The 14,728-nt window shown below is 40.2% G+C and carries 12 protein-coding genes; 5 read left to right on the top strand and 7 right to left on the bottom strand.

Features of this window, described 5'->3' with window-relative positions:
• Positions 1–107: 107 nt before the first annotated feature.
• From B2727_RS12750 to B2727_RS12735, 4 genes are all read right to left on the bottom strand, one after another.
• Complete coding sequence (locus B2727_RS12750; RefSeq protein WP_005313845.1) at positions 108–3,266, bottom strand: TonB-dependent receptor; 3,159 nt, start codon at positions 3,264–3,266, stop codon at positions 108–110.
• Positions 3,267–3,463: 197 nt separating this feature from the next.
• Positions 3,464–4,471 carry a FecR family protein gene (locus B2727_RS12745; protein WP_033132820.1) on the bottom strand — a complete coding sequence of 336 codons (1,008 nt, stop codon included), beginning with the start codon at positions 4,469–4,471 and terminating at the stop codon, positions 3,464–3,466.
• Complete coding sequence (locus B2727_RS12740) at positions 4,472–4,993, bottom strand: sigma-70 family RNA polymerase sigma factor (protein ID WP_162180558.1); 522 nt, start codon at positions 4,991–4,993, stop codon at positions 4,472–4,474.
• A gap of 151 nt (positions 4,994–5,144) precedes the next feature.
• Complete coding sequence (locus B2727_RS12735) at positions 5,145–6,002, bottom strand: LysR family transcriptional regulator (RefSeq protein WP_005313836.1); 858 nt, start codon at positions 6,000–6,002, stop codon at positions 5,145–5,147.
• Between the two features lie 127 nt (positions 6,003–6,129).
• Here B2727_RS12735 and B2727_RS12730 point away from each other — a divergent pair, with 127 nt between their 5' ends.
• The gene (locus tag B2727_RS12730; protein ID WP_033132821.1) at positions 6,130–6,795 is read left to right on the top strand and encodes an FMN-dependent NADH-azoreductase; all 666 of its coding nucleotides are present in this window, start codon (positions 6,130–6,132) and stop codon (positions 6,793–6,795) included.
• 132 nt (positions 6,796–6,927) lie between these two features.
• Here the strand turns inward: B2727_RS12730 and B2727_RS12725 are convergent, their stop codons facing one another.
• Positions 6,928–7,623, bottom strand: a complete 696-nt coding sequence (locus B2727_RS12725; protein ID WP_033132822.1) for a type 1 glutamine amidotransferase domain-containing protein — start codon at positions 7,621–7,623, stop codon at positions 6,928–6,930.
• Between the two features lie 90 nt (positions 7,624–7,713).
• Here B2727_RS12725 and B2727_RS12720 point away from each other — a divergent pair, with 90 nt between their 5' ends.
• Together B2727_RS12720 and B2727_RS12715 are read left to right on the top strand one after the other, a co-directional pair.
• Positions 7,714–8,127 carry a MerR family transcriptional regulator gene (locus B2727_RS12720; RefSeq protein WP_005188404.1) on the top strand — a complete coding sequence of 138 codons (414 nt, stop codon included), beginning with the start codon at positions 7,714–7,716 and terminating at the stop codon, positions 8,125–8,127.
• 127 nt (positions 8,128–8,254) lie between these two features.
• Positions 8,255–9,061 (top strand): type 1 glutamine amidotransferase domain-containing protein, encoded by an 807-nt coding sequence (locus tag B2727_RS12715; protein WP_033132823.1) that lies wholly within the window; start codon positions 8,255–8,257, stop codon positions 9,059–9,061.
• A gap of 741 nt (positions 9,062–9,802) precedes the next feature.
• On the opposite strand, the gene B2727_RS12710 is transcribed toward B2727_RS12715, so the two are convergent.
• Positions 9,803–11,041, bottom strand: a complete 1,239-nt coding sequence (locus B2727_RS12710; RefSeq protein WP_033132825.1) for an NADH:flavin oxidoreductase/NADH oxidase family protein — start codon at positions 11,039–11,041, stop codon at positions 9,803–9,805.
• A 212-nt stretch (positions 11,042–11,253) separates the two neighbouring features.
• Entirely contained in the window at positions 11,254–12,084 is an 831-nt protein-coding gene (locus B2727_RS12705; protein WP_005203741.1) for an alpha/beta fold hydrolase, read from the bottom strand.
• A 426-nt stretch (positions 12,085–12,510) separates the two neighbouring features.
• Between B2727_RS12705 and B2727_RS12700 the strand changes: the two genes are divergently transcribed.
• Positions 12,511–13,407, top strand: a complete 897-nt coding sequence (locus B2727_RS12700) for an acetoacetate decarboxylase family protein (RefSeq protein WP_005203744.1) — start codon at positions 12,511–12,513, stop codon at positions 13,405–13,407.
• Between the two features lie 36 nt (positions 13,408–13,443).
• Complete coding sequence (locus B2727_RS12695; RefSeq protein ID WP_005203745.1) at positions 13,444–14,688, top strand: saccharopine dehydrogenase family protein; 1,245 nt, start codon at positions 13,444–13,446, stop codon at positions 14,686–14,688.
• Positions 14,689–14,728: the final 40 nt, after the last annotated feature.

Below are 14,728 nucleotides of genomic sequence, written 5' to 3'. Positions count from 1 at the left end.
AGTAAGATCTATAACTGCTCCTTGGTTTTGTAAATAATAATCATTCAATATCATTATTTACGTTTATCTAATTCCGACTAATGTGAAGGTTGGAATTAAATTCTGTGTTAAAACTTGGTGGTCCAGCTGACTTTCAAAGTACGACCTGGTGCAGCCATTGCACTCCGAGTGAGTGGATCGATATAAAATTGGTTTGAAAGATTATTACCTACAAATTCAACTGTGTTATAGGTATCAACTTGATAGCGTGCATAGGCATCAAAAATCCACGTATCGTCCCAAGCGAGAGGCACATTGAGGTAATAGCCTTTATTGATACCAGCATCATTATTTTTACGTAATGGACTTTCATAGCCTTTGTAGAAAGTTGCTCGCGCACCAAGCTCCAATCTTTCATCTAGAAAGCGCGCGCCTAATAAAGCATGTGCGCTAAGCTCAGGTGTCGACATCGTCACGAGATAGCCGTTCGGAAAACCATCATCGACGCAACGTTGATAAGCATCGCGGAATTGAATACCTTGATCTGTTTGTACTGTACCGCTATTAATCATTTTATTAATGGCGCTATTGCTGTCACAGACTTCATTTTTGAGGTTATAAGCCATGCTTAAATCAGTGAAGAAAGCACCATTATCAAAACGGCTTTGCAACTCAATACCAGAAAGCTTTTGCTCATCCATATTGGTAAAAATCAGATTTTGATTACGCTCAATTACGTTTTTGGTTTTGTTGTAGTAATAGGCCAGCTTAATATCGGCATTACGTGCTGAGCTGAGCCAATTCCGCATGTCATAGACATAACCCACTTCATAATTAAACGCATGTTCGGGCTTAATCTCCTGATATGGCATCATTGCTGAGAAACCAACTGTACTCTCAAATAAGCTCGGTAAGCGATATTCCTCTGCATAGCGTACATAAAGCCGATTATTTTCAGTCAAATGAATGGATGCACCAAGTTGAGGTGCCCAGCCACTGTCTTTTACTTTCTGAGCTGATTCAATCGGGACCTGCTCAATCACAACAGGCTGAAAACCATTCCCGATAACCACATACTTCTGGCCTAAGGCATTCAGTTGGTTCAATATATTATCCGCTAGGGCCAAATGACCATTGTCATCAGCTTTCCAAGTGAGTGTATTTTTCTGTGACCAAATTCGGCTATACAACGTCGTTTCTGATGCAGGCACCGTTTCTAAACGGCCATCCCAATCAGGATTGTTGGCTGCATAACGTTGCGTTAAAAGGTTTAGCATACGTTGTTGCTGAGCATCATAACTTTCTGGCATGGTTCGATATTCAAAGTTGTATTCTTTGACTTTACTTTTCTTGGTAAATAACGGATTTAACGAAGGATCAATCCCATCTCTGATTGATTTATTTAAGAAGTCATCAAAGGCCCAATAAGAGCGGTAACGCATACCCGCATCAAAGCTTAGCCAAGAAGCTGGTCGATAGTTAAAATTAAAATCAAAGGTCTTTTCTTCACGACGTCCGGCACGAGGTAAAGCTTGATATAAGGAATAACTTGGACCGTATTCACCATAAATATCATCAGATGTGAGCTTTTCTTTTAAGAAGCTTCCCCCCAAAGTTAAATCGAGCTGATTCGTTAATTGTGCTTTATTACTGATACTAATACCTTGGCGTCGATTGTCTGAATGACTGATTGCCGTATTGATCAGACGATTATCTCTAAAATCAATAATCGTTGGCCATCCACCCCGTGTATAGGTTTGGCTTTCAGTGTCGGTTTGCCAAATATTGGTATAAAAATCAATCCACTGATTATTCTCAGGTTTATATTTGTATTCTAAGCTATAGGCCTTAGAACGAATATCACTGAGTGGCCATTGCGGTACACCAATTTCAGGGGTTAACCCCCATTCAATTCGTGAAGGCATGATCTCACCAAATCTATTTTTGGTATCTCGATAAGTGAATTTCAGCGCTTGATCATCGCTTGGTCGATAACCTGCCTTAAATAACCAAGACTCCATCTGACTTGAGGTATTGGGGACTTCATTACCAGGTTTATAGGAATGCGCAAAATAAGGAATAAAATCAAGACTATTACTTGGCTCAGCCCGTTTGTAATACCCAGCGCCATGTGTGCCTGAAAAATAGTTGCCACGTTCACGAACAGCATAAACAGCCAATAAATCAAATTTATCCTGTTTCATTGCCAATGCGAGTCGACCTGCTAAATCATCTCCCGAAAAGTTAGAATTATCATTGCGGGTTCGATTCTTTTTATAAATATCTGGATCGTATTTTTGACCATTGATATCCTCCCACGGCGTCGTATCATTATAGTTTTTGCCGATTTTACTCATGTCGGGCAATGAAGGATCAATGGCATTGGTAGAACCTTCTACTTTTAGTTCTGCGCCAAAGGTTTTACCCGGACGAACAATATCATCCGCTTCTAAGGTCTTGACCACAACTCCACCACCGACTGAGGTTGTGGTATTCCGTTCAAGTGATGGGCCTTTGATGACTTCAATGCCCGCAATCAGATTAGGGTCGATATAATTCCGATTATTCACCCCATTGTAGCCACGCCACACCGCAATCGACTGCTCAGTACCGTCAATGGTTAATGGCACTCGACCTACCCCTTGCACACCACGTACACTCGGATCTAAAGCACCACTATTACGGGCATCACCACTATAAACCCCAACCATCCCTTGCAAAACATCGGCTGGATTGGTGCCTTTAAAACGCTCAATATAGTCTTTGCCTGCATAAACAGAAGATCGATTGGCATCATAGACTCGATTGCTGCCCTGAGTATCACGATCTTCTTGACCATAGACCACCATTGGCGTCAAACGAACAGAGATTTCGTCATCTTGAGCTTGAGTCGAAGATGTATGATTCATCGCAGTTACTGAGGCACTTGAAGGTGCATTACTATTTTTAGCTGTCTTTTTTGCCAGTGTATAACCTTGACCGACTTTGACTGCATAGAATGCCGAAGATGCTAAAATATGCTGAAAACCTTGCTCTAATGCAAAGTTACCTTTTAATCCTGAACTGTATTGCCCTTTTAATTGCTGTGCATCAATGGCAATTGAAGTCCCCGATTGTTCAGCAAACTGATTCAATACATTGGCTAAAGTCCCTGCAGGAATATTATAAGATTTTGCCGCAACGGTTTCTGCATAAGCATGTTGCATCGGTAAAGCTAAACTCGCAATACACACTGTATGTACAGCAAATGCGAGTGTTGAAAATCGAAATAAGTTCCGACTTCGCATTTGACCATCTCCGACTTTCTTCATTCTTGCCCACCCCAGTAAATGTAAATAAGAATCATTAAATCTATTGAGATAAAATGATCCCAAATTTATTGCTTCTACTTACTATGACGAGCAGCTTTGAAAAAAGTGGAACCTAAATTTTAAAAAAATTAAAAACTTTTTAATATGCATTCATTTGACTATGCATATACTGACTATTTTTTTAATGAAATTACAATGAGATAAGGTGTTATTTGATAAACTTTTAAGTTAGGAAATACTGTTGCTAATAATTTAAGTGCATCTTGAGTTTGGTCTAAGGGCAACACTGCATTTACTTGGATATCTTGTAATGCTTCAGCATTAAACAAGATTTTGCCTTTGTAGTTTTGATCTAATTCTTTTAACACCTGATCGAGCGGTAAATCCTCTACCATCAATTGATGTTTATTCCACTTTTGTTGTTCATTATAAATATTGAGTACCGAAATTGGCTGCACTCCGTTCTGATTCATACTGACGGCTTGTCCCGCACTTACAATCACTTGTTGAGCTGAATAACCATTTGCTGCGGCTTGTACACGAACTCGCGAATGCAACATTTTTAATTCTGTTGCTGAAGGTGTAAATGCCACACTAAATGCCGTTCCAAGCGCTTGAATCTGCCCATGTTTGGTTTTGACTAAAAATGGGCGATTTGGATCTTTGGCAACATCAACATAAACCTGCCCTTGCACCAATTCGACCACTCTTTGCTTTGCTTGGAAATCAATATTGACTGCACTCTTGCCCCGCAGAATTAAGCGCGAACCATCTTGTAAGGTTTGTGTTGTCCACTGCGCCGAATCGCTTTGAATATCAGCACCGATATAGGCAATAGAGGTATCAGACACATAAAGGAAACTGCCACTGAGGATAAAGAATGCAATGACAAATGCGCTCCCCGCACGAACATGCTTATACGCTTTTGCAGACCCTAAACCTGCTTTAAGTGCTGATTGAACCACTTTTTTATGCTGTGCTGTTTGAGATACTTTTTGGATTGAGCGAATACACTGCTCGATATCAGCTGCAATTTTTTGATGTTGCTGGCTGTTCTGTTTCCATTGATTAAACTGCAATTGAGCTTTTTTTCGGGTTGGCTCATCATCTGAGCTTAACTGCACAATCCATAATGCAGCCTCTTCAACCAGTTGATGATGGTCTTGTTTATCGATTGCCATTTAAATGCTGACATCCATTTCTAAACGAATCAGATAGCAGCGAGCCAGACAGTTTGCTAGATATTTCTGAATCATTTTGGTTGAAACACCCAATCGTTCTGCCGTTTCCTTATGGGTATAACCTTCAAGGTAATGCAATATAAATGCTTGTTGTGCTTTAGCAGAGACATCTTCCAATGCCTTACAAAGCTGGTCCAAGGCCTGAATAATCTGCATTTGATCTTCTGGCGAAGCAACTGCATCCAGCATGTATTCCATCTGGCTCAAGCCATCTAAATAAGCCTGTTCTATGCGTTTGCGACGGACTTGGTCGATGAGTAAGTTTTTTGCTATTGAAGTAAGATAAGCGCGAGGTTCTTTAATGCCCAGTAGTTCATCGCGTGTTTGCAGTAATTTGATAAAGGTGTCTTGCACCAGATCAGCGGCTTGCTCAGTGTTGCCTATTTTTTGTCTCAACCATTGATGAAGCCAGCCTCTATGGTTTCTGTATAACTGATCTACAAGCATAGGGGTTTTGTTCACAATCATTTGACTCAAAACAAAGTGTGATTAAATGATAATTATTATCATTTATAAAATCAAGAAAGAATCGCACAAACTTTAGTTGACTGTTATTTTTATAAGCACAAGTTCAATATTCCACCGCTCTTAGAATACAGTAATAAGCAATAATTTATTGATTTAACAGTGCTTCTATCCACAAAATCAGTTCATTCATATGCCGATTTCTACGCTTTAATTGTTCTTTGTCTGGAATGTAATAACATAGTTCGGATTGCACACTTTCAGTTACTAATGATTGCATCAATTTTGCTTGTATTAGTCGACTGACCAATGTGTTTGAGCAAAATACCAATCCATTGGCCATCAGAGCTTCTTGAATACCAAAAATTTCTTGATCAAAGTGCTGCACAGTTATGTTTTTTTCCTCAAAAGTATTTTTCTCAAGCCATGTTTGAAATGGCGGTTTAGGCAAATTCTTATTTTTCCATTCGGTGTTAAACAGTGTAATCGACTGTTCAGGCCAATTCTCTGTATATAGCCCTGCGGCTGAAAATACATTAAATGACTCATATTTAATAATGTCTGAGGATGAAACCGATGAAACAGCACCATAACGAATCGGTAGCGCATATAAATGATTGTCCAAACTTTCACCTGTAGAGATCTCAATCTCGATCTCTGGATGGAGTTGTGAAAAAGTCTGCATGGCTGGGATCAAAATCATTGCTGCCAAGGATGACGTTGTGGTGATCTTAATCACTCGGCTGGCGGTACTCACCTCTTCTAAAGCATCTTCAATAGTCCGAAATCCTTTAGATATTGCGATCGCTAATTTTTCGCCAGTCTCTGTTAAGCTGATTTTTCGAACCTGTCGATAAAACAAGTCCACATTTAAACGGCTTTCCAAATTGCTGACGTGATGAGAAATAGCAGTTGGTGTCAAAGACAACTCCTCCGCAGCCAATTTAAAACTGCCTAAACGAGCAGCAGATTCAAATGCTTTCAATGCTTGTAAAGAAACCTGCATTTTCAACACTCCATAAATAAGTTTTATAGATGAATTTAAATCATTCATAGCTGTAATTTACTGGTTTGTCTAGCCTCTAATGACCTCTTAAGATGAGTTTATCTTTTAATTCCTCAAGTGAGCGATCATGACAACCCTATTACATATTGATGCCAGTGTTCGAGCAGCTTTCAATCCAAATCCAAGTCATAACTCCATTTCCAAAAATATCGCGAAACGCTTTATTGAGACCTTACAACAGCAACAAGTGATAGATGAGTATATTTATCGTGATGTAGGCATGAATCCACCCGCTTTTATTAATCAAGACTGGATTGGTGCGGTGTTTAGCCCTGAAGAAAAAAGAACAACCGCGCAAAAGGAAATCTTAGCCTTATCTGATCAATTGATTGCTGAAGTTGCAGCAGCCAATCTCATTGTGATTTCATCACCGATGTATAACTATGGTATGCCTGCACAACTAAAAGCGTGGTTTGATCAAATCATTCGTATCAATAAAACCTTTGACTTTGACCTTGCGCGTGGCGACTTTCCACTCCAACCTTTACTGTCAGGCAAACGCTTGGTGATTATCACGTCAAGTGGAGAATTTGGTTTTGGCACCGATAGTATTCGCGCCAATCAAAGCCATCTTGTGCCGCATCTGCGCACTTTAAGCAAATATTTAGGGGTTGAGTATATTGATGAAATTGCATCTGAATACCAAGAATTTGCAGATATTAGACATCAAAAATCTTTAGACAATGCATTGAATCAAGTAGAAACACTCGCAACAAAACTAGTACTTTTTTAGCAACGGAACAGCGCGTTGCATATGGAATATGAATAATTTCGGCATCTAAAATAAGTAGAAGATTAATGGATAGCGTGATTCTTATCGATCACTTTATCCATGTTCTCTTTAACTTTTTTACTGATGAAAAATTCATGATTTAGCTTCTAAAGCATCAATTATGGCAAATGCGGTAACACGTGCAGAAAATGGATTCTGTCCTGTAATCAGGTTCGCATCACGCACCACATTGGGTAGAAATGGAATGAATTTTCTTTGATAAAGTGCGCCACGTTGTTTTGCCAGTTCTTCAGCGTTATAAGGTACTTTCTTTGCCACCCCAGCCAATACTTCTTCACACCATGCAAAACCTGTCAGCTTTTTTCCTTGAATTAAATATTGTCCATTTGATAACTGAACATTGAGCAATCCACAATAACCATGGCAGACACTGGCAACAATGCCACCATGTTCATAAATATTTTTGGTGATGTTCTGCAATTCAGCATTGTCTATAAAGTCCCACATCACCCCATGCCCACCGGTGTAATAGATTGCGTCATAATCTTGCCAGTTAATCTCAGAGGGCTTTTGGGTGGTTTCCAAGAGCTGCATAAAAACGGGGTCATTTTTACGTTTAAGCACAGAAGCATCGGCAACAAAACGTTCTAATGATTTAGGTTCTATCGGCGAATGTCCTCCGTTTGGGCTAACAATATCTTGAATATAATGTTGCTTTTCAAACTCATCATAGGCATGCGTCAGTTCCCCTAACCATAATCCAGTTGGACGATCGATACCCTCATATTTAGAGACGTTGGTTACCACATGGAGAATACGTTTTGACATCTTTCACCTCTGCTTTTTGATTTATTTTTAATCTTGCTTTTGCATCACTATAAGCTTAAAGTTTGCTTTAATGTCAAGAGAAAATCAGTAATGAATATCAGTGAATTATCTAAACAAAGTGGTTTAAGCACCCCAACCATTCGTTATTATGAGCAAATCAAGCTATTACCGAAGGCTAAACGCAAATCAAATGGCTATCGGGAATATAGTGAAAATGATCTCAAGCAGCTATTCCTGATCCAACAAGCACAGCAAGTTGGCTTTTCTCTGACAGAAATTAAAGCGTTTTTACCATCGAATGTCTCTTCATGGAATCATGACATTCTCATTGGCTTGCTCGAAAGCAAGATCAAAGATATTGAAGAACTAGAGCAAAAACTGGCAGTGAGTAAGCAAAATCTGCAAATGATGATTGTGGCGATCAATAGCAAACCAGATGAAATTACCTGCGAAGAAAATGCGCAACGTTTGCTCAATCTGTACTATACCAACGACAAAGTCTAATACGTCATTAATCAATTTTTAAGCCGTCATCACAACGACTGCTCATAAAGAAATGCGCAAAAGTACTTGACCTTAAACCTCACTTTAAGCATAGCATCAATCTCAGGGATCGAATGAGGAAGCTGTCATGTTTAATGTTTGGAACTTTGCAAAGTGGTTGACTGGCATTTTTATGCTCATATTCATCAGTAATATGACCTATGCAGCCGAAGCTGCTCAACAACACGTACAAGCTAAGCCAAAAGGCAAAATTTTGGTGGTGATGACCAACCACTCAGCTTATCCAACTCGATCAGATAGGACAGGATTGTGGCTAACTGAACTCACCCATTTTTATGACATTGCACAAGCAGCTGGCTATGACATGGATTTTGTCAGTCCACAAGGTGGTGCTGTACCGCTAGATGAACGTAGTCTTAAGCCAATTTATGTTGATCAATCAGCAAAAAAGCACTTGGCTGATCCCCAATTCATGCAACGCTTAAGCAATACACTAGCACCCAATGCCATTGATACTTCCCACTATAAAGCGATTTATTACACGGGTGGACATGGCACCATGTGGGATTTTCCCAACAACCAAGGCCTAAAGCAGATCAGCGAAAAGATTTATCAGCAAGGTGGCGTGGTATCGGCAGTATGTCATGGTGTAGGTGGATTATTGCCGCTTCAAACCCCAACGGGTCAACCCCTCATTGCAGGCCGTACGGTTACAGGCTTTGCCAATATTGAAGAGACTTTATCAGGAATTAAGTCTCAAGTCCCTTTCTCGTTGCAAGATGGATTAGTACAACAAGGAGCAACATATAAACGAGCTTTCTTTCCATTTACTTCTTTTGTGATCGCTGATGATCGAATTATCACTGGGCAAAATCCACAATCCAGTAAAGAAATTGCAGAGGCAGTCGTTAAGCGCTTAAATACTTTCAATTAGACTTTATTAAAAAAACCAGATTTGATTATCTGGTTTTTTTAACATCTACATGATGTTTAGCTTTATCTTATTAAACTTGAAAATAGCCTTCCTAAATTTTCCCAAAAAAAGTCCCCTTATATTTCAAGATGGGGCTCAGAAATAACATCCTTATACTCCACGGAAAATTAGGTAACTGCTATGATTTTCTTAAATTCATCATGACTATACTTATTACGGCTCCCATAAATGACAATCCGAGCCATAGGTTAAACAGGAAATTAGCCTTATGGGGTTCTCCATCTGCCCCAGCTGGGGTTAGGAAGATGTGATTGCTAAATAGAATCACGCCTCCCCAGTAGAGAACAGAAATAAGCACACTCACAAGAAGGGTTATTCGTAACTTTTTTAGCTTGGTCATCTATTTAACCTCATAAAATCAAATGCGCTTGGACTTGCTGAAAATCACTCCAGATTCCATTGATAACTATACCCCACTGAATGCGAAAATAGCTCCCCGTACCTGTAATCCGGGTCTTATTTCATAGGTTCATATGCTTCATTCCCGTTCCTGCGTTGGATTGATCTAAATAGAGAATAAAAAAGTAAACTTATGAGTAAAGCGGATTTTTTATGATCAAAAACTACTTTTTACTTTCCAATATTTTTAATCGCTTGCCCATAAAAAAGCCAATTACAGATTGTTCTGCAATTGGCTGTTGTTCAATCTATTAGCTAAGTATTGGCAAGTTGTTGCTCAGCTTAAGATGAAAGTGAATATGTACGCATTCGATTTTTATATTGGCGCGTACGACATGTCATTGCTGATTGTTGCAAAATCAACGCCCAAAGCGGAGAAACTTTTGGATTGGTTGATTTACCAAGACTGAGTTTACGTAACTGGAATTTCACTGTGGCCATATTGGCAAGCGATGCTAAGGTTTTATTTTCCCATGTAATTGCTTCCAATTCAGGTGCCGTATTTTGCCCTTGTTTCCACTCATTTGGGAGATTTGGATCGATTGCCAAAGCTGTGGCAATCCCGACCATATCGACACCACTTTCAATGACCTGTTCAGCCACTTGTTTACGACGAATTCCACCCGTCACCATTACAGGCATCTTGGCAACTTTACCAATCTCTTGAGCAAACTCTAGAAAATAAGCTTCTCGAGCCAAGGTACGACCATCACGTGCCTGACCTTGCATTGCCGGTGCTTCGTAACTACCACCAGATAACTCAACCAGATCAACAGCCAGTTCGTTGAGCATCATAACCACTTGCTGTGCATCTTCAGCACTAAAACCACCGCGTTGGAAGTCAGCCGAGTTCAGCTTCACCGCCACTGTAAATCTGTCTGAAACCACAGCACGCACCGCTTTAACAATCTCAATCAAAATACGTGCACGATTTTCCAAAGAACCACCCCATTGATCTTGACGCTTATTACTGAGTGGCGAAAGAAACTGACTGAGTAAATAACCATGTGCCGCATGGATTTCAACACCAGTAAAGCCTGCTTTTTCTCCTAAACGTGCAGTGTTGGCAAAACGTTGAATGACTTCATTAATCATGTCTTGGTTCATTTCAATCGGTGTATTAAAACGATCTGACATTTTGCCTAAATCTAAGGCAACCGCAGAAGGCGCCCAAGTCTCTTGACCTAAATTGGATTGCATTTGACGGCCAGGATGATTGATTTGCAACCACACTTGTGCACCCTTCGAACGACCGATTTGTGCCCAGCGTTTGAATGTATCCAAATATTTTTCATCTTCCAGAACTACACCACCAGGTCCTGTCATAGCACGACGATCCACCATGACATTACCTGTGATAATCAAACCAACGCCTCCATCCGCCCAAGCTTGGTATAAACGCATCAGCTCTTCAGATGGTGCATGGTTTAAATCCGCCATATTTTCCTCCATTGCAGCTTTTGCAATGCGATTGGGGATATGTGAACCATTTGGGAAAACTAATTGTTCAAATACTTTCATTTTGATTACCTCATTGAGTATGGGTTTACTCTAAGGTTAAAGTAAACTTTAATGTCAATAGGTTTGATCAAACTTTATTAATCTTTTCTAATCATCAAAATAAAATCATAAACTTAACAAGTGATACCAATATCAAAAAAATGCTTAAAATAAAAAATAGAGGCAAATATGCCTCTATTCTTGAATGGGATTTTGAATCAAATCAATGCCGCCTACGCACGAATGAATGCCAATAGATCTGGATTAATGACATCGGCATTCACGGTTAACATGCCATGAGAAAAACCTTTGTAGGTTTTTAAAGTTCCGTTTTGTACCAATTTGGCAGACAATGCCCCAGAATTTTCATAAGGTACAACTTGATCATCATCACCATGCATTACCAATACAGGGACTGAAATCTTTTTCAGGTCCTCAGTAAAATCAGTCTGGGAAAAGGCCACAATGCCATCATAATGTGCTTTTGCGCCACCCATCATGCCCTGACGCCACCAATTCCAGATCACAGGTTCAGATGGATTTGCATCTGGACGGTTAAAACCGTAGAAAGGCCCCGCTGGTAAATCATAGTAAAATTGCGAGCGGTTTTTAAATAACTGATTTTGCAAGTCATCAAAGACTTCTTTAGGTAGACCGTCAGGATTATTGGCTGTTTTGACCATAATAGGTGGTACCGCACTCACCAAAACGGCCTTGGCAACATTCGCTTCACCATGACGTGCAATATAATGAGCCACCTCACCACCACCTGTTGAGTGGCCAATATGAATCGCATTCTTAATCCCAAGATGCTGCACTACAGCTGCAACATCATCTGCATAATGGTCCATATCGTGCCCATCCCAGACTTGACTGGAACGACCATGCCCGCGACGGTCATGTGCGACAACACGGAAACCTTCATTTAAAAAGAATAATAGTTGGGCATCCCAATCATCTGAGCTGAGTGGCCAACCATGATGAAAAAATAAGACCTGTGCATCGCGAGGTCCCCAATCTTTATAAAAAATATCTACACCATCTTTTGTCGTAACGAATGCCATCTTTGTTTCTCCTGTGTAAGATTTACACTGTCGATTCATGATCTATGTTCTAATTAATTTACTTATAACTACATTTTTTAAGTACCATCCGTGTGGATAGTGTTTCTATACTAAGATTAAAGTTCGCTTTAAGGTCAATGCTTTTAGTCCTATTCTGATAATAAAAATGTAATTTAATGATTAAAAATAAACGAATGATCAATAGACTTACTCATTGAGATCAATGTTTTTTTTCACAAAGTTAAATGTTTTCAGCACTTATTTTCTTTACATTGTTTCAACGAACCAGCTTTGTACTTATCAAATATCAAATTTTGCTGCTTGACATTAAAGTTCACTTTAATCTTATAGTGAACTCAGATATAAGAAATGTTCTTGTCATTGGCAGGCATTTTGAATGACTTGGTCAATCAAAGGTTTACGAATATGCAAAGCAATAAACAGTTTACTGAAGTTGAGTTTGGGCAACAAAAAGTCAATGTTCCCAAAGGTGGATATTATGACCGGTTTAGAATGAATCCCGATTTAGATCAAGTTGCACAAGATCCTGCCGCTGGCAATATTGATTTCTTTCGCAAAACGCCTAAACAATGGGTTGAATCGAGAGTTGGTCCAGTTTGGGCACCCAATTTTTATTATCGTAGTGGCAATGTGCAAGTGTTGATGTTAGCACCATTTAAACAACTCCAGAAAAAATTACCCGCTCCTTTAGAACCTTTACAGGCCTTTCCTGGCTATGGGCTGGTCGCCCTTACCTTCTTTACATACTCTGTTTGTGATAACGATCCATATAATGAAGTCTCTGTTGCAATTGTGGTGCGTAAGCCCAATGCACGCACTCCGCATGCTTTGGAACTCATCAATTCAATTCGTCAACGCCATTTTTACGCACATGTTTTAGCGCTACCTGTAGATACAGAAATTGCGCGGGTCCGTGGTGTTTATGGTTACCAACTTCCTAAATGGCTCACTGAAATTAAGGTCGATATCAGCTCCAAAGACGTGAATGCGAGCCTAACAGATACATCTGGCAAAATCGATTTAAGCCTGTTTGCCCCAACACCCAATTTGCATTCAGTAAAATCTGAATCACATATGAGTCAAGCGACGATGTTACATCTGGTTGATGGCAAATGGCAGCAAACCTTGGTTCAATCTAATGTCTTATCTTTTGGACAAAAACTTCTGCCTAGAAAAGTCAAATTAGTCCGTCATGGTGGTCCTTTGAGTCAATTATTAGATGAACTTGGTGCGTCGAAGATTCTTCGTTTAGACGTGGTTCAAGACACACAAGTCATTCTCCATTTGCCCAAAGCACTTTAATATTCAACTCATCAAATCGTTAAGGAAAAACAAGTAATGACAAAATTAAATTATGATCTTGTGGTCTTTGGTGCGACTAGCTTCGTCGGCCAGATTCTAACTCAGTATTTGGCCGAATATTTTGCCACTCAAAAAGAACAGATCCGTTGGGCAATTGCTGGACGTTCACAGCAGAAATTACAACAGGTCAAAGATGCGCTTGGCCCTATTGGCCAAGCTGTCCCGATCTTGGTTGCCGATGCCAATAATCAAACCGAACTCGATGCGCTCTGTGCACAAACACGTGTGGTCGTCTCAACGGTTGGCCCATATGCTTTGTATGGTGAACCGTTAATTCAAGCCTGTGTGAATAACGGAACAGATTATTGTGATCTGACTGGAGAAACCCAGTGGATTAAACACATGATCACCAAGTATGAAGCGCAAGCACAACTCTCAGGTGCGCGTATTGTGCATTGCTGTGGATTTGATTCAGTTCCATCGGATATGGGCGTTTATTACCTGCAGCAACAAGCACAACAGCAGTTTAATGCGCCTGCCACTCAAGTTTCCATGCGGGTTAAAACCTTAAAAGGTGGTGCATCGGGTGGTACAGTCGCTAGTTTGATCAATGTGATTCAAGAGGCTGCGGCTGATCCTGCATTGCGTAAAGATCTACTTAATCCATACATTCTCTGCCCCGCAGATCATGGCAATACCCAAAGACAGATTTATATCAAAAGTGCCAAATTCGATCCTGATTTTAATGCATGGATTGCGCCTTTTGTCATGGCTGCTGTAAATGAACGTGTGGTACAGCGTTCTAATGCTTTATCCGGTAATGCCTATGGCAACAACTTTCGCTACAACGAAGCGATTTTGACTGGTGAAGGGCTAAAAGGACGTTTAAAAGCCTTAGCTGTCGTCTCTGGTCTCGGTGCATTTATGCTCGCTGCGGTCAGTAAACCGATTAGCCAAGTCATGGAACGTTATCTATTACCAAAGCCGGGAGAAGGCCCTACGCCGGAGCAACAATTGGCAGGACGATTTGACTTACGTTTTGTGGGTAAAACCGATGCAGGACAAAGCCTAAAAATCAAAGTAACTGGTGACCGTGATCCTGGTTATGGCTCTACAGGCAAAATGTTGGGACAAGCAGCGTTGAGTCTTGCCATTGACCATACCAAAGATGGCGAAAAATCTACGCCTCAAGGTGGCTTTTGGACACCTGCGACCATGTTTGATGATCGATTTATTCAACGTTTAACAAAACATGCTGGGCTTACTTTTGAGCAGGTTTAAAATCTTCTGTTTTTAACTCGACTTTCTGAGGGAACCGTTT

Source organism: Acinetobacter sp. UBA991 (assembly GCF_002292065.1).
Lineage (GTDB): Bacteria > Pseudomonadota > Gammaproteobacteria > Pseudomonadales > Moraxellaceae > Acinetobacter > Acinetobacter higginsii.
Note: the sequence above shows the minus strand (reverse complement) of the source record. Positions and strands in the feature narration are given on the sequence as shown.

Coding starts and splice junctions, on each gene's coding strand:
- B2727_RS12750 (WP_005313845.1), bottom strand. CDS start 3,266: ATGCGAAGTCGGAACTTATTTCGATTTTCAACACTCGCATTTGCTGTA.
- B2727_RS12745 (WP_033132820.1), bottom strand. CDS start 4,471: ATGGCAATCGATAAACAAGACCATCATCAACTGGTTGAAGAGGCTGCA.
- B2727_RS12735 (WP_005313836.1), bottom strand. CDS start 6,002: ATGCAGGTTTCTTTACAAGCATTGAAAGCATTTGAATCTGCTGCTCGT.
- B2727_RS12730 (WP_033132821.1), top strand. CDS start 6,130: ATGACAACCCTATTACATATTGATGCCAGTGTTCGAGCAGCTTTCAAT.
- B2727_RS12725 (WP_033132822.1), bottom strand. CDS start 7,623: ATGTCAAAACGTATTCTCCATGTGGTAACCAACGTCTCTAAATATGAG.
- B2727_RS12720 (WP_005188404.1), top strand. CDS start 7,714: ATGAATATCAGTGAATTATCTAAACAAAGTGGTTTAAGCACCCCAACC.
- B2727_RS12715 (WP_033132823.1), top strand. CDS start 8,255: ATGTTTAATGTTTGGAACTTTGCAAAGTGGTTGACTGGCATTTTTATG.
- B2727_RS12710 (WP_033132825.1), bottom strand. CDS start 11,041: ATGAAAGTATTTGAACAATTAGTTTTCCCAAATGGTTCACATATCCCC.
- B2727_RS12705 (WP_005203741.1), bottom strand. CDS start 12,084: ATGGCATTCGTTACGACAAAAGATGGTGTAGATATTTTTTATAAAGAT.
- B2727_RS12700 (WP_005203744.1), top strand. CDS start 12,511: ATGCAAAGCAATAAACAGTTTACTGAAGTTGAGTTTGGGCAACAAAAA.
- B2727_RS12695 (WP_005203745.1), top strand. CDS start 13,444: ATGACAAAATTAAATTATGATCTTGTGGTCTTTGGTGCGACTAGCTTC.